Origin of the sequence: Pseudomonas sp. YL2, assembly GCF_023063025.1 — a bacterium.
GTDB classification, from domain to species: domain Bacteria; phylum Pseudomonadota; class Gammaproteobacteria; order Pseudomonadales; family Pseudomonadaceae; genus Aquipseudomonas; species Aquipseudomonas putida_A.
The window spans coordinates 151,694-172,638 of record NZ_JAJSLU010000001.1; the positions used below are offsets into that span (position 1 = coordinate 151,694).

The window sequence follows — 20,945 nt, forward strand, 5'->3', positions numbered from 1 at the left end:
ATTTGCCAGTGCCGATCAACCCGTGGTTGCGACTGTTGCTTCCAATCTCGCCGCTGCAGGGCGAGAAAGGCATGGATGGAGGGCCTTTTGTTACTAGCGGGCGGTCCGTAAATCGAGGGGTTCTTACAGAATGAAGTCGGAGGATGACCTGCATTATTTTGCGTTCAGATGATCTTAAGCTCAGTCGTATCTGCATTTTGTTGCAGATTGTAACGCCCCATCATCCGTCGAAATGCACTATATTGCATCTGCGGGCAATAAATCGCCTGTTTGAATGCAATTAAATGCAGGTGTCGAGACATGTACGACCTGACATTACAGATATTCAGTGCTGGAAAATGGCACGACGCAATGATTCTCAGGTTCGACAATCCTGAAAAGGGGTTCGAAAGTCGCTGCAGCTTCGGCTACGAGACGCCATACCTTGTCGAAAATATTGAAGCCACAGGCTCTCCGTTTCCAAGGCCGTCAGTGCGTTGTATCCATTGGATTGGGAAGGGCGACGCTCCAGTACGCCCGCATTTGTCTATGACATTGCCCCCGCAGGAGCGGCAAAAAGATTTCTGCTTGCGCGTCTGGGGCAGGAGAAACCGGCGCATATCGGTGCCGATCTGTATCTGCTCGGCCAGAGCACTCCAGCTCCCATTGGCAATATGCGCATAAAAGAGTCGGCCGAGGCTGTCGATGAGCGTGAGCCCATCGGATTCAAGCGTGAGGATGTTGTTCACCGCGACAGTCGCTTTCTGGAATATGCCTATGAGCAAGGTGCGGCAATTGGTGGTGCTACAGGGGCAGGCGGTGAAGCACCGAAGCTATTGTTGACTGAAAACAAGGCCGGCCTTTTGTACCCCGATGCGGTATTGGGCGATGAAGAGGTCAGGCAGCATTGGTTTATAAAATTTGCCAGAAACAAAGGAAGTCTGGTCGATCAAGATATCCTGCGCAGCGAGTTCCATTACTACAAGGCGCTTCAGAAACTCGGCATTGAAACGATCGCGGTAGAAGGTTTGGCACTAGAAGAGGCGAGTAAGCCGAGCTTGTGGATGCAGCGCTTTGATCGAGAAGTAACGAACGGTGAAGTCAGTCGTTTTGCTGTCGAGTCGATTTATTCACTGGCTCAAGTAACGGCGCCGGGAAGTGCAATGAACCATATGGATGTCATCCGCATGCTCGCCGGGCTCTGGCGAAAAGCAGGACAGGCCAGTCAGATTCCCGCACTGGTGACGGATTACTTACGTCGGGACCTGATCAACAAGATCCTCGGTAACTCGGATAACCATGGTCGTAACACCGCGATAATTCGCCAGGAAAGTTCGTTTCGTCTGGCGCCGATCTATGACTTGGCCCCGATGGTCATGGATGACGAGGGTGTGACCCGTACAACCAAATGGCCAAAAGATCTGGAGAGGGCGGGAGAGGTCGATTGGCGGGGAGTGTGCCGCGCATTGGCTGATATCACCGATCCCAAAGACCCTTTGGCAGGTTTGACCGACGCATCAGATCCTTTCGAACGCTTGCGTGAAGATGCCCAGCGTCTGTCGGCGCTCCCCGACATATTGACGGCGAGTGGTTTGCCCGACAGAACGATGAACCACCCGGGAATCCATCTGAAAAATCTGGAGCAACGCTTGAAAGAGTGGGATCTGAAATGAGCATGACAGTAGCCGAGCGCACGGTGCTCATCGAAAACATTCAAGAGGCGCTGGCCCAAGGGACACTGGAGATCGGTGAAGCGGTTCGTCGTCTACGCGTGGAAGTGACCGGTCTGCATCAAACCCAGTTTGCCAGGATGTGCAAAATATCGGTTCGCACGCTGGTGCATATCGAGCATGGCGAGGGCAATCAGACATTGAAATCGTTGAATGCGGTGTTTCGTCCGTTTGGACTGAAAATGGGCGTGGTGCGGATCCGACGAGAGATCAATTAAAAACCGACGCTGGCGCAAGGTGCTGATTAACCTAGCTACGCCGCACATAAGCCTTGCCGTAATACCGCTCCATGCGCGCCTGGATCAGCTCCAGGCAGATCGACATCAGCCAGTAAATGATCGCCGCCGTGGTCAGCATCTCGATATAGCGGTAGCTCGAGCGTCCGTAAGACTGCGCCAGAAACATCACTTCCCAGACGCCCATCACCGAGATCAGTGACGAGTCCTTGAGCATCGAGATGAACTGGTTGGTGGTCGGCGGGATGATCGTGCGCATCGCCTGGGGCAGGGTGATGCGCCAGAAGATCACGCTCTCGCGCATGCCCAGCGCCAGCGAAGCTTCGCGTTGGCCGTAGGGCACGCCGAGGATACCGGCGCGGAAAATTTCGCTGAGGTAGGCGCCGTAGTTAAGTGACAGGGCAATGATCCCCGCCACCACCGCGCCGGGCACCACACCCAGTTGCGGCAGGCCGAGGTAGATCAGCAGGATCTGGATCAGCAGCGGCGTGCCGCGAAAGAACGAGGTGTAGAAACTGGCGATCCCGAATGCCACGGCGCTTTTCGACAGGCGCGCCAGAGCGGTGACGAAGCCCAGCAAGGACGAGGCGACGATCGCGCAGGCGCAGAGAAACAGGGTCAGTGCCGCGCCCTGCAGAAAGCCGTTGGGCGCCAGGTGCACGCCGAGCAGATTCGGCAGCTTGTCGAGGATGATCGAGAGCTTCAGGTCGAAGCTGAGGAAAAAACCGGCAAACAGGCTGAACATCGCCGCCCAGGTCAGGTACAGGCGCGTGCGGAAACCAAGCAGCCGTTGCAGGCGCGATTCAGCCACCGGTTGCGGCGGCTGTGGAGGTGTCGGGAAGGCAGTCATTGGCTGATATCGGCGCCGATCCATTTCTGCGACAGCTTGCTCAGCGTGCCGTCCTGCTTGAGTTGCGCAAACACCTCGCGCACTTTGGCGTCCCACTCGGCATCACCCTTTTCGATGGCCACCGAGTTAGGTTCCGAGTACAGCGGCGCGCCGGCCAGTTTGAAGCGCTGGTCCTGATTCAGGCGCGGCTGCGCGGTCACCAGGTTGGTGAGGATGGCGTCCAGGCGCACACCGGCGCCCAGGCCCAGGTCCTGGAAGGCAACGTTGTCGGTATCGTACGGAGCGATCTGCACATCCTCGAACGGGTACTCCAGACGCGTGTCTTCGGCGCCTTCGATGACCAGATTCTTGTTCAGATAGCTTTCGTAGCTGGAGGCGCTGGTCAGGCCGACTTTCTTGCCGCTCAAGTCTTTGGCGCCGTGGATGCGATCGTCCTTGGCGTTGACCACGATCACGGCGGGCGAGGCGTAGTACTCGACCGGGAAATCGAACACTTCGGCGCGCGCCTTGCTCGGGGTCATGGAGCAGATGCAGATGTCATAGCGCCCGCTCCAGCGGCCGGCAGCGATCACGTCCCAGGATGGTGTTTCGAGGCGCAGCTTGACCCCCAGCTTGTCCGCAACGGCTTTGGCGACGTCCACGTCGAAGCCGTCGAGCTGATTCTGCTCATTGAGAAACGAGAAGGGTGGGTAGCTTTCCATCAGCACGCCGACCAGTTGTTTTTTCTGTTCGACGCGATCGAGTGTGGCGCCGCCGAAGGCTTGAGTGGACGCGGCCAGAATCGTCAGGCCCAAGGCCAGTAGCGGTTGAAGTTTCACAGTCGACACCTGAAAAAAAGGGGTTGTTATTAACCGAATGGTGCGTATTAAATAGTTATAAGAACTACTCTGGTAGTGAGTAATTTTCATAAGCATATGAGCGAAAAGCATATGGGCACAGCAAGCACGGTAATTCTCGATGGCGGCATGGGCCGTGAGTTGCAACGCGCCGGGGCGCCGTTTCGGCAGCCCGAGTGGTCGGCGCTGGCCCTGATCGAAGCACCGCAAGCTGTCGAAGCGGTGCACGCCGCCTACATCGCCAGCGGCGCCAATGTGATCACCAGCAACAGCTATGCGGTCGTGCCGTTTCACATCGGCGAGGCGCGGTTTGCCGCTGAAGGTCAGGCACTGGCGGCGTTGGCCGGAGAGCTGGCGCAGCGTGCGGTGCAGGCCTCGGGCAAAGCGGTGCGAGTGGCCGGTTCGTTGCCGCCGCTGTTCGGCTCCTATCGCCCGGATCTGTTCGAAGCGGCGCGGGTGAACGAATTGCTGACGCCACTGGTGACCGGCCTGGCGCCACATGTCGACCTGTGGCTCGCGGAAACCCAGAGCTCGATCATCGAGGCGCGTTCCATTCGCGCCGGTCTGCCGCAGGACGGCAAACCGTTCTGGCTGTCGTTTACTTTGAAGGATGAAGACACCGATGAGGTGCCGCGTCTGCGTTCCGGCGAACCGGTGGCCGAAGCAGCGGCGGTGGCGGCGGAATTGGGCGTCGAGACGCTGCTGTTCAACTGCAGCCAGCCGGAAGTGATCGGTGCGGCGATTGATGCGGCGCGCGATACCTTCGAACGCCTGGGTGTGCAGATTCATATCGGCGCGTATGCCAATGCGTTTCCACCGCAACCGAAAGAGGCGACCGCTAACGACGGTCTCGACCCGCTGCGCGACGATCTGGATCCGCCAGGGTATCTGCACTGGGCGAAGGATTGGCAGCAGCGTGGTGCCAGTCACCTGGGCGGTTGCTGCGGGATCGGCCCGGAACACATCGCGGTGCTGGCGCAAAAGTTGGGGTAAACAACAGATCAAAAGATCGCAGCCTGCGGCAGCTCCTACATGGGATTGACGTTCACCCTGTAGGAGCTGCCGAAGGTTCGGGCCGCGATCGGACGATCTTTTGCTTTGACGATTTAACTACGGCACTCGACCAACCCTTTGAGCTGCCCGGTCGGCGTCTGGTTGGCATCGCTCAACCACTGCTCGAACCCTGTCGCAATCGCCGGCCACTCCGAATCCACAATCGAATACCACGCGGTATCGCGGTTCTGGCCCTTGACCACCATGTGCTGGCGGAACACGCCTTCGAAGCTGAAGCCCAGGCGTTCGGCGGCGTATTTGGAGCGGGCGTTGCCGTTGTTGCACTTCCACTCCAGGCGACGATAGCCCTGTTCGAAGGCGTATTTGGCCAACAGGTAAACCGCTTCGGTACTCTTCGGTGAACGTTGCATTGGCGCACCGAAGGTGACGTGGCCGATCTCGATGCGCCCCTGCGCCGGGACGATCGACATCAGGCTCAGAATGCCTTGCACCTGGCCCGTGACGCGGTCGATCACGCTGAAGAAATACGGATCGCTGCTGGCCGCATGGTTGTTCAGCCAGTCATTGAAAACGCTGCGTTGCGGGAACGGCCCATAGGGCAAGTAATCCCACAGCTTCGGGTCGGCGCCGGGGCCTTCGAGCGCGTTGAACAACTCGTCGCCGTGGCGCGCCGGGTCGAGGCGTTCCAGGCGGATGAACCGGCCTTCGAGCAAGGTGGCGGTGGGGGCGGGGACGCCTTTCCAGTCGGCAAGTGCAGTGGTCATGTACGCGGCTCCTTAAATGGCTTTGCGAAACTGGATGAATCCCGGGCGCTCGGCGATGCGCTCGTAGAGCTGAATCGCGGTGGCATTGGTTTCGTGGGTCAGCCAATGCACTTTGCAGCAACCGTCGGCCTTGGCAGTGGCGTAGACGTGTTCGATCAGCAAGCGACCGACGCCGGTGCCACGAGTCTCCGGTGCCACCAACAGATCCTGCAAGTAGCAGGAGTTTTCGATGCTCCAATTGGAGCGGTGATAAATGAAATGCACCATGCCCACTGCTTTGCCGTCAGCCCAGGCGAGGGCGGCGTGGGTTGGCTCACTCGCGTCGAGGAAACGCTGCCAGGTGCTGTGCGTGACGGCGTCCGGCAACTCGGTATTGTAGAAGCGCAGGTAGGCCTGCCACAGCGGCAACCAGGCGGCGTGATCACCGGCGGTCACCGGGCGGATCTGGATCTGACTCATGCTGATTTCCTTAACGCATCAAGTGGGCGAGGGTTCGGTCGGCGATGTCGGGGCTGGCAGCCAGGCCTTCGCGCACGCCGGCAATGTCTTCGGCGCTGCGGTTCTGGCTGAGCTTGCGCTTGCCTTCGAGGCGGTCGATGGGAATGGCGAAACCGACGATGGCCTTGAGCATGCCGTCGATGTAGTCGGCCGGCGCATCGTCGACCTTCCACGGTTGTGCGCGACCGGCTTCATGGCGATCAGTCAGCGTGCTGACGATGTCGAGCAGGCGCCCGCCGTCGCTGAAGGTTTCGGCGTGGCCGTAGGCGTGCACGGCGACGTAGTTCCAGGTCGGCACGACTTTGCCGTGCTCGGCCTTGCTCGGGTAAAACCCCGGGCTGACGTAGGCGTCGGGGCCGGCAAAAATCAGCATCGCTTCAGCGCCGTCGCGCAGGTCTTTCCATTGCGGATTGGCTTTGGCCAGGTGCCCGTACAGCGTGCCGTTCGGACCCTGTTCGCGGTGCAGCAGCACTGGCACGTGGCTGGCTTGAAGGCCGTTTTCACCGTGGCTCACCAGAATCGCGAGGCGAGTGGCGAGGATCAGTTCGTGCAGTTGCGACAGTTCGTCGATGGCAAAGGCGCGGGGCGTGTACATGGATAGATTTTCCTTGGCGAATGCCTGCATCCTAGGCAGGCTATTGGTCTGTTGTAAGAGCCATTGATGACCAATTTCATAGGTCCATTGTCATGCCCGAATCGCCCACGCTGTCCATGCCGTTTAATCCGGCCGGTATCGAGCTCGACCGCCGTCAGGGTTTGAGCCGCCAGCTCTATCAGGCGCTGCGCCTGCGGGTGCTGGACGGGCGTCTGGCCAGTGGCACGCGGCTGCCGGCCAGCCGTGATCTGGCGGCGGCATTGGCGATTTCCCGCAACAGCGTGGTGCGCGCCTACGATCAGTTGTACGCCGAAGGCTTCATCGAGGGCCGCGTCGGGGACGGCACGTATGTGGCGCAATTGCCGCAAAGCGCATTGCCCACAAAAAAACTATCCACAAAAGTATCCACAGGGTTTTCAACAAGCTTACCCACAGCCTTATCCACAAATTGGCTGGATTTACCTGTGGTTCCATCCAGTAAAGTTATCCACAGCGATGCATTGCGGCGGGTTGAAAACAATCATCTGGCCCTGCCACCCAGTGGTCCGCCGCGTGCTTTTCGGGTCGGCGTTCCAGCCTTCGATCTGTTCCCGTTTGACGTCTGGGCCAAGCTGAACGCGGCTTTCTGGCGCAAGCCGGATTTGCAGCAGTTGTGTTATGGCGATCCGGCGGGCGATGCGCGGTTGCGCGGGATGATCGCGGCCTATTTGCGCAGCTCACGGGGCATGCAGTGCACGGCTGAGCAAATTGTGATCACCAGTGGCGCACAGCAGGGCATAAGCCTTTGTGCACAGTTGCTGGTAGCGCCGGGCGACGGCGTAGCGATTGAAAATCCCGGGTATCGAGCGGCCGGTCATGCCTTCGCCGTGGCCGGTGCCCGGTTGCACGGGGTGGCGGTGGACAGCGAGGGAATCGACTGTCAGCAACTGGCAGGACTGACCGATTGCCGCCTTATCTATGTCACGCCATCCCACCAGTACCCCACGGGGGTGGTAATGAGTCTGGCCCGCCGCCTCGAATTGCTGGCCTGGGCCGAGCGCACGCAGGGCTGGATCGTCGAGGATGATTACGATGGCGAGTATCGTTACAGCGGCGCGCCGCTGGCGCCTTTGGCCGCTCTCGATCGACAGGGGCGAGTGCTGTATGTCGGCACGTTTGGCAAGGTCGCGTTCCCGGCATTGCGCCTGGGGTATCTGGTGCTGCCGCCGGGGCTGGTGGAGGCTTTTGCCCGAAGGCGTGCGGTAGATGTGCGTCATTCCGAAGTCAGTACCCAGGCGGTGATGGCCGAGTTCATGGCCGCCGGGCATTTCCAGCGGCACATCCGACGCATGCGCCGCGCGGCGCTGAGCCGACGCAATGTCCTGCTCGGCGGCTGGCCGCAGAATATTGCGGGCGTCGGCCAGTTGCCCGGCGTTGCCGCCGGGCTGCACCTGTCCGTGCCGGTCGCCAGTGTGGCGCGTGAAAGCCAACTGATCGAACTGGCGCGTAGCGTCGACGTCGAGATCAATGGTCTGAGCAGTTATTGGCTGCCTGATTCCACGACCCCGGTCGACCAGCGCGCCGGACTGGTGCTGGGCTTTGCCGCGGTGCCTGAGCGCGCAATCGAAGCGGCGCTCGAGCGTTTGCGAACCGTGTGGCACACCCTCTGAAGCGGGCGCAGATCGATGCGCCCGACGGTGGTATCACGGTTATGCTTCGAGCTGCAGGAACAGGCTCGGATCGCCAATCCGCCGCAGCACGTAGTCGATGGGTGTCAGAGCAGTCAGGGCTTGTCGACGTTCTGCGCTGAGGGTCTTCAAATGCGCATCGGCGATTTTCAGGTGCGCCGCGGTGAATTGTTCCGGCGCGGCTTCGGGCGAGTCGTAGTGAAAATGCGCGAGCCATAACGGCTGATCATTCTGGGTGCTGTCGAGTATCTGATACTCCTGAAAGTAATCCTGGCGCTTTTTGGTCTTGATCCGGCCTTTGGTGTTCCTGACGATCCGTACCTGATGATTGTCCAGCAACCATTGCAAATAGGCTTGTCGAGGCTGGCGATCCTTGAGCAGACTGGCGCGCACGGCGATGCCTTGAGCGCGTAACCGGATCGCCGCACTGTTGAGTTCCGCACTCAAATTGCCCACCGGCAACCGCGTGCCGCCGGAGGCGACAATGCGGGCCTGCGCCTGTTCGACGCTGACCGCAATCTGCTCCAGTCGCCGCGCCTGCTGATCGAACAGATCCTGCATGTCTGCCGGTATACGGTTGGGCTTCAGAGCGTCACGACGGGTTCGGTCAATGAACGCCTGCACTCGCTCATTCTGGGTCAGGGCATCGGCAATGAACTCGATGTCGCCCACGTGCGTCGTCGGGGAGGCGGAGGGTCTGACGGGAAGCATTTCTTCCAGAGGCGATTCGCTGGCGGCTGCAGGTTTGGCGGGCGCAGGGTCACGAGGCCGGCTCTTGGTGACCTTGCCAACCGGCCGGGACGGTCCTGCGACAGAGGGGCCTGGTGTGACCGGCGTGCTGCTTGCTCCGGTTTCCGGCAGCAGTTCGCTCAGTTGCTCCTGCGCCAGTTGTCTGAATTCGCCGAGCAGGCTCCTTAGCCGCGCCAGTTCTGCCGCGACCACCATGCCCGGGTATTCGCCTGGCAAGTCCCCCAGACGCTGATCGGCATCGACATAGACATCAATCAGTCGGCTCAGACGATCAATGCGCAGCGCAGTGCTGTCGCCGTTGTCGGGTTTCCTGATCAGGGCAGCGTGGCGATGTGTGGCGGTGGCGGCTTCGATTATCAGCCAACCGGTGGCTTCCCGCGCCGGTTCGGTGGCAGTTTCCTGCATGCACAACTCGTGAGACATGCCGATGGCATTGGACTTCAGGTCCCACTGGTTAAACGCCGGGAGCAGTTGGCGCAAGCGTTGTGCGGTGGTCATGCCTGCACTGCCGATGGTGTCGAGGGTTTCCAAGGAGGTACGGGACAGCTGCAGGCGGGCGATCATGTCCTGGCTCAACGCCAGGGCCTGGCGCAGCTCATCGTTGTAACTTTGCAGCGCTTGCGGTGTATCGATGACCGTGTGTCGAGCCAATTTACGGGTCAATACCGCGTAAGCGTTGCGTTTGAGAACGAACCAGAGGCTGAGGTTTTTTTGCAGCAAAGTGGTCATGCGCTGCAATTCGACGAAATAGCCATCGCTCCCCCCTTTGAGGCGCCATTGGCCGAGTATTTTCAAGGCCTCGTCGTAATCCCCGATCAGCTTTTCGACGTGTTCAAGGTAACGCCGGGTCGCCTCTTCATGGGCTTGTCCGGAGGCGCCAAGCATGGCTGACTGGGCTTGTTCCAGAGCAGCGTTGCCGACGGCTTCCTGACTTCTGAATGCCTCCAGAGCCGCTCCGAGCTGGTTCCTCTGGGTTTCCTTTTCCTTGCGCTGGGCCTTGAGCTGACTTTGCAGGCTGGTGCCCCCGGCGCCCCCGCGCAGACGCAGTCGGGTATCCACGAACCATTGGCCTTGCTGGTTGTGAATCAGCAGCGGACCGGTTTTTGACGGTGTCTGCGGATCAACGATTTGCACTTGCTGGTCATCGTTTTCAATCACGCGGAACCAGCGATCGCCCGCCTGCGCATAGGTGCTGGTAGCGAGGCGATACAGGGTCGCCTTGCCGCGCAGCAGGGTTTCCACAGCGGCTGCCGTGAGGTCGGGCGCCGGCACGGCCAGAGTATTCAGAAACGTTGCCAAGGCACCGGGCGAACGCCGGGGCACCGAGCCGTAGGCTTCAAGCGAGGAGTAATGGCTGGCCGGGAGTTGGTCCTTCAGCAGCGTGGTGACGTGTGTAACCGTGGGCGGGACAGGCGCTTGTGCAGGGGCGGTCTGGATCCGGGGCAGTCCTTCGCTTTCGATATCGCTTGCGCCTTCGCTGCGCAACGCTGTGCGGGGGCCGGTTGTGCGTTGGGTGGCCGCATGATGGGCCAGGATCATGCCCAGGTTCAGCAACATATCGGCAACCGCGCTCCACTGGGCGTGGGTATCGCCACGGTTGTGGGCATCCACGACCTGATCGATTTCGCTGATGCTTTGCCAGACCCAGATCGCCGCGCCTGCCGGGCCGCAGAGAAAGTTCGCGGCAACGTTGAACAACGCCCACCCGCTGTCTCGCAGCAAGGCCCAGCGGCGTTGCGCATTGGACAACGACTGTCGGTCGGCGAGTTCGGCCATCGCCAGTGCATGGGTCTTGAACAGCACCGGGAACACCTCGCCAGTCAGCGCCGTGGAGGCAAGCCCGACCGGCCCGGCCCACTTGACGCTGGTCCAGGGTTCGGCGAGCAACTGCGCGCCCAGCCACGGACTGGGCAGACCGATGGGGAAGGTGTATTGGGCATATTTGAAACTGGTTTGCGAATCCGCCAGCCACGCCAGCACCGAATCTCTCAGTTCGCCTGGCTGATGGACGGCGTACAGCAGGTTTTGCGTTGAAGGGAATTGCAGCAATGGCTGCTCAAGCAACGGACGATACAGCAGGCATGGCCCGGCTCCAGGCAGACGCGGAGCAATGATGAACATGTTGGTGACAACATCGCCAACAGTCTCCCCGGCATGGATAAACGTCAGCGGACGAATGACCACAGTGTGTGGATGACCGGGTATCGGTTTGAGCCACTCCTGGACACAGCGATAACCCTGCTCATCCACGCCGCCGAGGCGACGCAGCTTGGATTCCAGTGCAATCAGCGGCAGCAGTGCGTGCAACTGGCGGATGTAAAAGCGCTGCTGCAGGGGGGCCTGCTGCGGATCGTTGATCAGTCTGTCCCTGATCAAGCCGGGGTATACCTCACCCATGTCGATCTTGTTTGCCATCTTCGTCAGGTAGGCGACAGTCAGCCACTGCGGCAGCGCTTGTGGCGGGTCGAATTGCAGAGTCGCCAGATACGGCGTGCGGTTTTGCAAGGCGTACTCGCCCAGGGTTTCGACATGGGTGTCATGCGGATCGGGCAGTGTCACGCCTCCCGATTCGAAGCTGTTGGTGATGCGGATTTGCAATTTGTCCAAAGGCAGCCCGGCCGCCGATGGCTGATCGGCAATGATCGCCTCACGCATGCAATTGCGTGCATAGGTATCGATCGGCGGGATTGGCAACAGCGCCTTGTCTGCCTGCCGGTACAACTGGCCCAGCGCATTGATCGATTGGCTGTATTGATCGAGCTCGGAAGCCGAAGCGTCGAGCAACCAGTCGGGTATCGAATCATCGAGGTCGATGAGGGTGTTTTTCTGCGGTTCGCTGGCTTGCTCGATCAGGGGCAGAAGGGAGGAGCCGTCCTCGCTTTCCTCGTCGAGACTTTGTCGGGTGATTGCCCGGATGGCATCGAGCTGGTTGGCAATCAGGACCCACGCCATGTGGTCGAAAAAATTGCCCTCGGGTTCGAACAACTGCCACTGCAGATTCTGTCCGGCCGGCAACAGTTCGATACGCTGCGGCAGTGATTCACCCAGTTGCTGCAGAGAGTCGAATGTCTCGTAACCATCTTCCACGGTGTACATCATGACCAGATCGCGCAGGCCATAGCGTCCGAAAATCACCACGGCGCCGCCCAGAATCAGGTGTCGGGCAGCGCCTTGAGCATCGACCGAGTCGATGTCGATCAGGCACACGCGGATGTCCGACAGTGTTATGTCGTGACGCTGGCGCTCCTGTTTGTCCGGGCGCCGCGAAATCGCCCGGGCGACCAGGCACTGTTCATCGTCCCAGCCCTCGGTGTTATGGACGTTCAGGGCTTCGCGCAGGGCATCGGAGAGTTCTTGCCAGCGCGGCAATTGGCGTCGGGTGCTGTTCCAGTAATCCAGCTGTCGCTCGGCGAAGGCGACAAACAACAGGGGCGCATAATCGTTGAGCAGATCGGCAATGGCCTCGATATCGACATCCATATGCACCACTGGCATGGCCTGGCGGTTCAAGGTCAGAAAGTGTTCACCCTCCAGATAGTTGGCGCTGGAGCCGTTGAAAAATTGCCGGACGAGTGCCTCTGTCAGTGATTCAAATCGGGTCGGCAGGGCCACTCGTTCCGCGTTCAGCCATTGCCATTGTGGCGTGCCGATCATGGCCTGCTCGGGATCGATCTTGCGTTGTGGATACAGCGCTTCGAGCGCCTGGCGCAGCACTGCGCTGGCGACTTCATCGACTGTGGGTCCGCGACTGGTCTGATGGACGATCTGGCTCTTTTGCAGCAATGCATGGGTTTCGGTGTTCGCTGAATGCTCAGTCATTGTCATTGTCCTTTTTGACGTTTGGGGCTTATGAGAAAAACAGCGAACGCGCCAGCTGCGGGCTGATCGCGCTGCGATAGATAGCGATGATTTGCGGGCTGCTGGTGGCTGAGTCCAGGTCGAAGGCGCCGGCCATCCGCCGTTGCTCCTGCAGTTTCAAATGGGCGGCGGTGAAGGCGTCGGCCGGTGCATCGGGGCTGTTGTAATGGAAGTGCGCGTACCACAACGTCTTGCCGGTGCGCCGCTCGCGAATTTCGTACTCCTGCAGATAATCCCTGCGCGGGCCTTTGAGGCGACGCCGGGCACCGCCAGACACAATGTCGATCTCATCCTTGTGCAATAACCATTCGACCCGGGCGGCGGTTGGCGGTTGTTGCTTGGTCATCTCGACCCGTATCCGGTAGCCCTCGGCGTACAGGCGTTCACCCGCCTGGTTCAATTGGGCAATCAGGGCTGGCGGCTCCTCGGTGCTGTTTGCCCGCAGCCGGGCCTGTTCAAGGCTTTTCGCGCTTTCGTCGAGCTGTTCGGCCTTGCGCTGGAACTGCTCTTCGATCTCCACCGGAATCCGGCCGGGTTTTTTGGCATGGGCTTCGGTTTGCCGGATGAAGCTTTCTACGCCATCGAGCAGCGCCTGGCCCTGGCTGATCTGGGTGGCGAGATCCGCTACCGGAGCAGGCGGGCGGCGCCGTCCGGGCTGAATGCGTTCGACCCAGACACCGGGCGTTTTCTCGTGAAAAGTGGCGATGACGTTCCCGGTCATGGGCGCTTTCACGTCCAGCAGGACTGGTTGCCCTGGCGCCGAGGAACGCAACTCGCCGACCACTGTGCCCTTGAAGCGGGTTTTGATAATCCGTTTACGTGAGGCTGGCGCTGGCCTTGAAGGACCGGGCCGAGGCTCCACCGGCCGGTGTTCGAGGAGCAATTGCGCCAGGTGCTCTTCGGTCTGGTGCTGAAACTCGTTGATTCGTTTACGCGTATGGCTGAAGGGCTCGTCGAGCAGCACATCCTTGTGGTTGAGGGCGAAATCCTCGAACGACTGATCGATGGCGGCAAACTGTTCGAGCATGCCGTTGAGGCCTTCGATCCGCTCGTTGGCCCCCAGGCTGGTCTGGTCGAGCAGCAGTTCCTGGGAGGTCTGAATCACCAGGTTGGTTGTGTCGAGCAGGCGTACCAGATCGCCTTGTGCCTGAGTCAGCGTTGGCGAAGCCTGCTCTTGCAGGCAGATGTCGCGAGCCAGCGACACCTGAAGCGCCTTGAGATCATTGAGACTGAACACAGGCAGCTTTGCGCGATAGGTATTGGCGACTTCAGCGGCACGTTTGCCCAGTCGGCTCAACTCCTGAAAACGTGACTGGGCAAACTCGATCTTGCTGATCATGTCCTCGGTCAAATCGTACATTCTGCGGTAGGTGACGGGATCACCGGTGCCCGCAGCCGTTTCCTCGGCCTCGAGCAGCACCAGGGTTTCCTTGAGGGTTCTGGCGAAGAGGGGGTCACGTTGAGTGAGCCATGTCTGGTTGAAGAACAACTGGGTACCGAGCATCTCGGTCATGGCGGTGCGGAAATGGGGTACGGTCTCAAGCAGGTTCAGCGATTTCAGCTGGTCGATGGGAGCCGCGTATTCCCCGGTGCGGCGTTCAAGTGCTGCAAGAAACGTGGTCTGCTGCGCCACCAGAGTGTCATCGCTGGCCGTGGTCATGGCGGTGTGGGCGGCTGTCAGCTCTGCGCGGGCCTGCTCGCGGGTGTTATCGAACTCGGTCAGTTGTTTCTTGAGTTCGGCGATGCGTTCATTGTTTTCCCGTCGTTTGGCCTTGCGCCGACTCGACAGACCACCGCCGCGCAGACGCAGGCGAGTGTCGACGAACCACTCGCCCCGTCGATTGCGGATCAACCCGGGGCCCTGATGTCCGGGCTGTCGCTGCGAATTGATGATCGATACCTCACCGGTGTCGGCGACTGCCACTTCGAACCAGCGCTCACCCACGGGTGCGTAGTACCCGTTGGCATGCCGATAGAGGTGACGATAAAGGCCGGCGTCGCTGGCGGTCGGGGTGAGCGCTTCGGGGCGCGTAACGGCAAACCGATCCAGGGTTTGGGTCAGGCTCAGGGCGGTGTCGGTCATCAGCGAAGTCTGATGTTGCGCCGGATACTCACCGATCACATCAGGGCGTTGCACGATGTTCACCGGCGTTGGTGGCACCGGCTCCCTGGGCTCGGTCTCGACGGTCACCGGCTTCTTTTCAGTGATGTCCCGAGGCGTCGCGTTACGGGTGCTGGCGTGATGGGCGAGCACCATGGCCAGGGTCAGCAACAGATCGGTCATCGCGGTTTTCTGCTGCCCGGTGTCGCCTGTGGCAGCGGCGTCGAAGGTTTGTTGCAGATCGTCCAGCACTTGCCAGATCCAGGCGGCGGTACCGACGGTTCGACCGAAAAACGGCAGCGCGGCGCTGAGGATCATCCAGCTCGCATGCTTGAAGCTCTCCCAGCGACTTTCGCTATTGGACACCGATTGCCGATTCGCCAGTTCGACCATTGCACTGACGTTGGCGTTGAACAGAAAAGCCAGGTAATTGGTAGCGATGACTGCTGTTCCCAAGGTCAGCGTGCCGCTCATCTGCAAGGAAGTCAGTGGATCGGCGAGCAGTTGTGAGAGCGACCATACCGAGGGTCGATCATCGCAGAACACGTAATTGGCATAGTTGGCGCGCGCACTGTCCGGCAACCAGGCGAGGACCGACTGACGCAATGTCGGTGAATGCTTGATGGCGTACACCAGGTTGGCCGGCGACGGGTACTGGAGCAAGGCATGATCGGACAGGGGCCGGTACAGCAGGCAGGGTCCCTTGTCCATCTGTCGGGGGCCGATCACGAACATGTTGGCCACTTCATCGGTGGTTGTCCCCGGGCGCCACGCGGGATTGAAGGCCAGCGGTCGAATGACGATCTCCTGACCGTCCACCCGGCGATTGTCATCCAGCAATTGAACCACGGCCGCGACATAGCGATAGCCCGCCTCGTCGACCCCGCCCTGTGCGCGAATCTTCTGCTGCAAGGCCAGTAACGGCAATTCGACACGCAGCCGGCTGGTGAACAGGTTCTGTCGCCGCAGGCTTTCCAGCGGGTCATCGCGCAGTTTTTGCCTGATCAGCGCAGGATAGGTCTGGCCGATGTCGACACTGACGATCAATCTCTCCAGATAATCGGCCGTCATCCATGCCGGCACCGCAGTGCTGCCGATATTGCTCACGGTCTTGTTGCCCAGCGGCAAGGCAATCAGATTCTGCAACGCCAGATCGACCAGGCTGAAGGTGCTGCGTTCGGGCTCCAGCAACGGTGTGAAACTGCCCCACACCACCACGCTGTCGACCACGATGCGAATCTCGGCCAGATTCAGTTCAGTGGCTTCGGGATGCTCCTTGAGCAGGGCCGCCTGCAGTTGCTCCAGCGCGAACTCGCGAATCGGTTTAATGCCGTCGTCAAAGGACTGCTCGGCGTTCTGACTTTGCACCTGCGCCAGATCCATCAGATGACGGCTGTAGGCAGTCAGGTCGCTGGGCGAGGCGTCGACCATCCACTCTGGCAACGCTTGCTCGACCAGGTTGAAGCGTGAAGACGACTGCTTGTCCGTGGGATCGAGTTCGTTGGTCGTGCGGCTGACGTGGGGCGTCAGGTTGGTTGTCGCCGGTTCGTTTGCCAGCTCGCCAATCGCGTCGGCCTGCAGGGCGATCAGATTGCACGCCAGATGATCGAAGTAGTCACCGTCAGGTTCGATCAGCCGCCATTGCAGGGTTGCAGGCGGCGGTCCGTCCGTCTGGGTCTGCAGTGAGGCACCCAGTTCCTGCAGGGTATCGAAGGCCTGGAAACCACGAGTGATGGTGTGGGTGAGAATCAGCGTGCGGCTGCCGAGCGTGCCGATCAGTACGGCCATGTCGAGGACGTGCAGGTGACTGGAAGTACCATCGCGCGTGGTGTCCAGATCGATCAGGCAGGCGCGGGACTGATAGCGATCATCGGTACTGCGGGCAGTTTTTTGCGGATGGTCGAAAAGACTCCGGGCCATGGCGCGCTGGTCGTCGTCCCACGCCGGGTTCGTCCCGACGTTCCACAGTTCGCGCAGGGACCTGGACAATCCCTGCCAGCGCGGGGTGGAGGCGCGGGTGAACTGGTTCCAGTAATCGACCTGTTGTTCCTCGAAGGCAACAAACAGCAGCGGCGCCAGTTCATTGAGGAGTCTGGCGATGGCCTCGATGTTGACGGGCAGTTGTACCGGCGTCTCGTGCGCAGGATGCAAAGTGAGGTAGTGCTCGCCATCCAGGTAGATCACTGGCTTGTTGGCGACGCCATGACGCACCAGCGCATCGGTCAGCGATTCGAAGTGTCGCGGCCCGGGGACGACACGCTGGTCACGCAAGGTCCAGCCAGGTGTCACCACCATTGCCAGTCGCGGGTCGATCTGTAACTTGGGGTATAGCGTCTTCAGTGCCGGTTGCAGGGCGCGGGTGGCGACTTCCCTGATTGAGGGGCCGGCGACCAGTTGGGTAAGCAGGGCGTCTTGATCGTCCGGCAGCTTGTGGTCGGCGGGAGAGTTGAGGGTTTCTGGCATGGTCACATCCTTGGTCAGAACAGCAGACACCGCGAAAGAGGCGGCGAGCGATGCGTTGCAAGGTAGTGACGGGCCGAGCACCGAAGGTGGTAGATAAATATCGCAGACAAAAAAAGACCCGCACGGCGGCGGGTCTTGTCGTCAGCGTCGGCTCAGGTGCCGGACTTGATCTTGGTCCAGGCCCGGGTGCGTGCCCGCTCGGCATCCCGCGGCAGCGGTTGCAGGGTGTAAAGCGTGCCCATCGCCGCATCGGTCGGGTACAGGTTGGGGTTGTTGCGGATCGCCGGGTCGACCAGTTGGGTGGCGTCCTTGTTCGGGTTCGGATACCCGACGAAGTCGCTGACCGGCGCGATCACCGTCGGTTGCAGCAGGTAGTTGATGAAGGTGTAGGCGTCCTCCGGGTTCTTCGCGCCCTTGGGAATAGCGAGCATGTCGAACCAGATCGGTGCGCCTTCCTTGGGCAGGCGCATGTCGACCACTACACCGTTCTTCGCTTCTTTGGCGCGATTGGCCGCTTGCGAGAAGCTGCCGGAATAACCGACCGCGACGCAGATGTCACCGTTGGCGATGTCGGCCATGTACTTGGACGAATGGAAGTAGGTCACGTACGGCCGGATCTTCATCAGCAGCGCTTCGGCCTTGGCATAGTCCGCCGGATTTTTGCTGTTGGGATCCAGACCCAGGTGTTGCAGGGCCAGCGGCAGAATCTCCGACGGCGAGTCGAGCAGGGCGACGCCGCACTGCTTGAGCTTGCTGAGATTCTCTTCCTTGAAGATCAGGTCCCAGCTGTCCACCGGCGCGTTATCGCCCAGCGCGGCTTTGACCTTGGCCGGGTTGAAGCCGATCAGGATGGTGCCGTACATGTACGGCACGGCGAATTTGTTGCCCGGGTCGTTGGCTTCGATCAGCTTCATCAGTTTCGGATCGAGATGATTCCAGTTCGGCAGCTTGCTGCGATCCAGCGGCTGGAACACCCCGGCTTCAATCTGCTTGGCGAGGAACACGTTGGACGGCACCACCACGTCATAGCCGGAGTTGCCGGTCAGCAGTTTGGCTTCCAGTGCTTCGTTGGTGTCGAAGATGTCGTAGACCAGTCTGGTCTGGGTGTTCTGTGCCTTGAAGTCTTCCAACGCCTTGGGCGTGATGTAGTCGAACCAGTTGTAGACGCGCAGGGTACGTTCTTCGGCGTGGGCGCCGACGCTGAGCAGCGCGGCGCACAGGGCTGGCGCAATGCAGTGCTTGAGTCGGTTCATTGTTCAAAACCTTCCAGCACGTTCACCGCGTTGATGCCGATTTCTTCCACCGCGTAACCCCCTTCCATGACGAACAGGGTTGGTTTGCCGAGGGCGGCGATGCGTTTGCCCATGGCCAGGTAATCTGGGCTGTCGAGCTTGAACTGCGAGATCGGATCGTCCTTGAAGGTGTCGACGCCCAGCGACACGACGATGACGTCGGCGCCATAGCTGTCGATCTCGTTGCAGGCCTGTTCCAGTGCCGCGCTCCACACATCCCAGCCGGAACCGGCCGGCAGCGGATAGTTGAAGTTGAAACCTTCACCGGCCCCTTCACCGCGTTCATCGTCATAGCCGAGGAAGAATGGAAACTCGGCTTCCGGATGGCCGTGGATCGAGGTGAACAGCACGTCGCTGCGCGCGTAGAAAATCGACTGGGTGCCGTTGCCGTGGTGATAGTCGACGTCGAGGATCGCGACCTTCTTGTGGCCGGCATCAAGGAATGCCTGAGCGGCAATGGCGGCGTTGTTGAGGTAGCAATAACCGCCCATCAAGTCGCTGGCGGCGTGGTGTCCCGGTGGTCGGCACAGGGCGAAGGCACTGTGCGCGCCGCGCTGGATTTGCGCCTGGGCAGTCAGCGCCACTTGCGCTGCACTGTAGGCTGCTTGCCAAGTGCCGGCGGTGATTGGCGCGCCGCCGTCGAAGCTGTAGTAACCGAGCTGGCCGTGCAGGCTGGTCGGTTTGATCTGCCGCAGAGTGCGGGCGGGCCAGGTGTAGGGCAGCAAGTCGCCGTCGGTGTTGAATTCGGTCCAGCGTGCCCATGCACCTTTGAAGAAGTCGAGGTAATCGCGGCTGTGGATGCGCGCGATCGGTTCGAGGCCAAAATCCTTTGGCGCTTCTACCGGTCCGAGGTTCTGGTGTTGTACCCGTTGCAGCACGTGGTCGGCGCGCGACGGCATTTCGAAACACGGCTTGAGCTGGCCGTCGATGAGTTCGCAGCGGCCGTGGTGCAGGTGGTGATCGTCCGAGTAGATCGTCAGCATTTGTTGTTCTCCGCAGGGGGCTGATTCGGTTGCCCCCAGTGTTGCGGCGCGCGGCGAATCGGAGAACGGCAGGAAAGGCCAAAAGGGGATCGATATGGCCAAAAACTCTGACCGCAATTCGCCCCTCTTTTCAGTACAGCCTTGCTTCGATTCAGGCATGAAATGCGTCCCGGTGGGAGCGGGCTTGCTCGCGAATACGGTAGGTCAGATAAATTGATCGCGACTGACACTGCGCATTCGCGAGCAAGCCCGCTCCCACATTGGAACATCAATGAGGGCGAAACTGGCTCGGCGCAACACCGCTCCAGCGCACGAACGCATGGCGGAAACTCGCGGTCTCGCTGAAACCCAGGGTCTCGGCGATGCGGTAGATCGGCAGTTGATCCTCACACAGCATCTGCTTGGCCCGCTCGAAGCGCAGTTCGTCGAGCAGTTCCTGATAACTGCTGCCCATGTCCTTGAGATGCCGGCGCAAGGTGCGCGGCGAGCACTTCATTTGCTGGGCCAGCCCCTCCAGCCCCGGTGCTGCATTGAGCTGGGCACTGAGCAACTGGCGAATCCGCCCCAGCCACGCCTGACGTCCGGTGAACTCGATGTTCTGTTTGCGGCAGCGGTCGGCCATGGCCTGATGGGTGATGCTGTCGGCCAACGGCAACGGTTGATCGAGCCAGCGCCGGTCGAAGGCGAAGGCGTTGTCCTTGGCGGCGAAATGCAGCGGGCTGTTGAAGTGCTCGGCGTAGCTGTCGCGGTAATCCGGCGCGGCATGTTCAAAGCGTGTCGCCAGCAGCGGCAGCGGATGCCCAAGCAAATCGTCGCAGATGACCTTCAATGACACCAGGCAGAATTCCGCGTTGAACACCGCCATCTCCGGGCTCTCGCGGTAATCGGCAGCGACAAACCAGACCCGCTCGCCGTCGTCTTCCAGGCTCAGTTCGAAAAGTGTTCCCAGCAGCGCCGGATAGCGAATCGCCAGGCGCAAAGCGTCACCTAAGGTGGCACTGGTGAGCAGCGCGTAACCGAGGATGCCGTAGCAGGACACGTGCATCCGCCGGCCCAGTTCCAGGCCGATGTCATGCTTGAGCGCGACCGCATTGGCGCAGACCTGCATTTCCTGATTGGTGGTGATGCGTGTGTCGGCACGGGCCAGATCCGCCGCACTGATGCCGCTGCCGGCCAGCAGCGCTTCGCTCGACAGGCCTTCGGTCTTGAAGGTGTTGAGTACCAGTGAGACGGCATTGAGCGTCGTGAGGTGGGAGTGGAGCATGAGGCGGCATCCGCTGGTTTTTGGCAAAAGAGGCAGCAAGTAGCGTGCCGTGCACGACGCCCACA

General features: G+C 60.5%; 13 protein-coding genes and 1 pseudogene. 4 read left to right on the forward strand and 10 right to left on the reverse strand.

All coding sequences use genetic code 11. The annotated features are described in order from the left end of the window. The first annotated feature begins 300 nt into the window (after positions 1 to 300). Together LVD08_RS00685 and LVD08_RS00690 are read left to right on the forward strand one after the other, a co-directional pair. Positions 301 to 1,652: pseudogene (locus LVD08_RS00685) on the forward strand (HipA domain-containing protein). Then, positions 1,649 to 1,927, forward strand: coding sequence for a helix-turn-helix domain-containing protein (locus LVD08_RS00690; RefSeq protein ID WP_027610348.1), 279 nt, complete (start codon positions 1,649 to 1,651; stop codon positions 1,925 to 1,927). The pseudogene LVD08_RS00685 and the gene LVD08_RS00690 overlap by 4 nt, the downstream one beginning before the upstream one ends. A gap of 31 nt (positions 1,928 to 1,958) precedes the next feature. Here the strand turns inward: LVD08_RS00690 and LVD08_RS00695 are convergent, their stop codons facing one another. Together LVD08_RS00695 and LVD08_RS00700 are read right to left on the reverse strand one after the other, a co-directional pair. Then, complete coding sequence (locus LVD08_RS00695) at positions 1,959 to 2,795, reverse strand: amino acid ABC transporter permease (protein ID WP_247267152.1); 837 nt, start codon at positions 2,793 to 2,795, stop codon at positions 1,959 to 1,961. Continuing rightward, positions 2,792 to 3,613 (reverse strand): ABC transporter substrate-binding protein, encoded by an 822-nt coding sequence (locus LVD08_RS00700; RefSeq protein WP_027610350.1) that lies wholly within the window; start codon positions 3,611 to 3,613, stop codon positions 2,792 to 2,794. Before LVD08_RS00700 ends, LVD08_RS00695 begins: the two co-directional genes overlap by 4 nt. Before the next feature lie 111 nt (positions 3,614 to 3,724). Here LVD08_RS00700 and LVD08_RS00705 point away from each other — a divergent pair, with 111 nt between their 5' ends. Beyond that, positions 3,725 to 4,624, forward strand: coding sequence for a homocysteine S-methyltransferase family protein (locus tag LVD08_RS00705; RefSeq protein ID WP_027610351.1), 900 nt, complete (start codon positions 3,725 to 3,727; stop codon positions 4,622 to 4,624). Between the two features lie 113 nt (positions 4,625 to 4,737). Here the strand turns inward: LVD08_RS00705 and LVD08_RS00710 are convergent, their stop codons facing one another. Genes LVD08_RS00710 through LVD08_RS00720 form a run of 3 tightly spaced genes read right to left on the reverse strand, consistent with a single transcriptional unit; the run spans position 4,738 to position 6,502 of the window. Beyond that, entirely contained in the window at positions 4,738 to 5,409 is a 672-nt protein-coding gene (locus LVD08_RS00710; protein WP_183783301.1) for a GNAT family N-acetyltransferase, read from the reverse strand. 12 nt (positions 5,410 to 5,421) lie between these two features. Beyond that, positions 5,422 to 5,868, reverse strand: coding sequence for a GNAT family N-acetyltransferase (locus LVD08_RS00715; RefSeq protein ID WP_027610353.1), 447 nt, complete (start codon positions 5,866 to 5,868; stop codon positions 5,422 to 5,424). Positions 5,869 to 5,878: 10 nt separating this feature from the next. Continuing rightward, positions 5,879 to 6,502 (reverse strand): FMN-binding negative transcriptional regulator, encoded by a 624-nt coding sequence (locus tag LVD08_RS00720; protein ID WP_027610354.1) that lies wholly within the window; start codon positions 6,500 to 6,502, stop codon positions 5,879 to 5,881. Positions 6,503 to 6,594: 92 nt separating this feature from the next. On the opposite strand from LVD08_RS00720, the gene pdxR reads away from it, so the two are divergent. Continuing rightward, complete coding sequence (gene pdxR, locus LVD08_RS00725) at positions 6,595 to 8,151, forward strand: MocR-like pyridoxine biosynthesis transcription factor PdxR (RefSeq protein WP_247267153.1); 1,557 nt, start codon at positions 6,595 to 6,597, stop codon at positions 8,149 to 8,151. 39 nt (positions 8,152 to 8,190) lie between these two features. Here pdxR and LVD08_RS00730 read toward each other — a convergent pair whose 3' ends face one another. The 5 genes from LVD08_RS00730 to LVD08_RS00750 form a co-directional block, all read right to left on the reverse strand. Continuing rightward, positions 8,191 to 12,738 (reverse strand): hypothetical protein, encoded by a 4,548-nt coding sequence (locus tag LVD08_RS00730; protein WP_247267154.1) that lies wholly within the window; start codon positions 12,736 to 12,738, stop codon positions 8,191 to 8,193. A 28-nt stretch (positions 12,739 to 12,766) separates the two neighbouring features. Further along, positions 12,767 to 17,341 (reverse strand): hypothetical protein, encoded by a 4,575-nt coding sequence (locus LVD08_RS00735; RefSeq protein WP_247267155.1) that lies wholly within the window; start codon positions 17,339 to 17,341, stop codon positions 12,767 to 12,769. Between the two features lie 152 nt (positions 17,342 to 17,493). Continuing rightward, a complete protein-coding gene (locus LVD08_RS00740; RefSeq protein WP_096795420.1) occupies positions 17,494 to 18,594 on the reverse strand; it encodes a polyamine ABC transporter substrate-binding protein in 1,101 nt (366 codons plus the stop codon). Then, complete coding sequence (locus tag LVD08_RS00745; protein ID WP_247267156.1) at positions 18,591 to 19,616, reverse strand: histone deacetylase family protein; 1,026 nt, start codon at positions 19,614 to 19,616, stop codon at positions 18,591 to 18,593. The genes LVD08_RS00740 and LVD08_RS00745 overlap by 4 nt, the downstream gene beginning before the upstream one ends. 268 nt (positions 19,617 to 19,884) lie before the next feature. Then, positions 19,885 to 20,880 carry an AraC family transcriptional regulator gene (locus LVD08_RS00750; RefSeq protein WP_247267157.1) on the reverse strand — a complete coding sequence of 332 codons (996 nt, stop codon included), beginning with the start codon at positions 20,878 to 20,880 and terminating at the stop codon, positions 19,885 to 19,887. Positions 20,881 to 20,945: the final 65 nt, after the last annotated feature.

Bases quoted from the DNA above. Each gene is read 5' to 3' on its own strand.
- LVD08_RS00715 (WP_027610353.1), bottom strand. From the start codon at position 5,868: ATGAGTCAGATCCAGATCCGCCCGGTGACCGCCGGTGATCACGCCGCC.
- LVD08_RS00730 (WP_247267154.1), bottom strand. From the start codon at position 12,738: ATGACTGAGCATTCAGCGAACACCGAAACCCATGCATTGCTGCAAAAG.
- LVD08_RS00740 (WP_096795420.1), bottom strand. From the start codon at position 18,594: ATGAACCGACTCAAGCACTGCATTGCGCCAGCCCTGTGCGCCGCGCTG.
- LVD08_RS00695 (WP_247267152.1), bottom strand. From the start codon at position 2,795: ATGACTGCCTTCCCGACACCTCCACAGCCGCCGCAACCGGTGGCTGAA.
- LVD08_RS00705 (WP_027610351.1), top strand. From the start codon at position 3,725: ATGGGCACAGCAAGCACGGTAATTCTCGATGGCGGCATGGGCCGTGAG.
- LVD08_RS00720 (WP_027610354.1), bottom strand. From the start codon at position 6,502: ATGTACACGCCCCGCGCCTTTGCCATCGACGAACTGTCGCAACTGCAC.
- LVD08_RS00690 (WP_027610348.1), top strand. From the start codon at position 1,649: ATGAGCATGACAGTAGCCGAGCGCACGGTGCTCATCGAAAACATTCAA.
- LVD08_RS00710 (WP_183783301.1), bottom strand. From the start codon at position 5,409: ATGACCACTGCACTTGCCGACTGGAAAGGCGTCCCCGCCCCCACCGCC.
- LVD08_RS00750 (WP_247267157.1), bottom strand. From the start codon at position 20,880: ATGCTCCACTCCCACCTCACGACGCTCAATGCCGTCTCACTGGTACTC.
- LVD08_RS00745 (WP_247267156.1), bottom strand. From the start codon at position 19,616: ATGCTGACGATCTACTCGGACGATCACCACCTGCACCACGGCCGCTGC.
- pdxR (WP_247267153.1), top strand. From the start codon at position 6,595: ATGCCCGAATCGCCCACGCTGTCCATGCCGTTTAATCCGGCCGGTATC.
- LVD08_RS00735 (WP_247267155.1), bottom strand. From the start codon at position 17,341: ATGCCAGAAACCCTCAACTCTCCCGCCGACCACAAGCTGCCGGACGAT.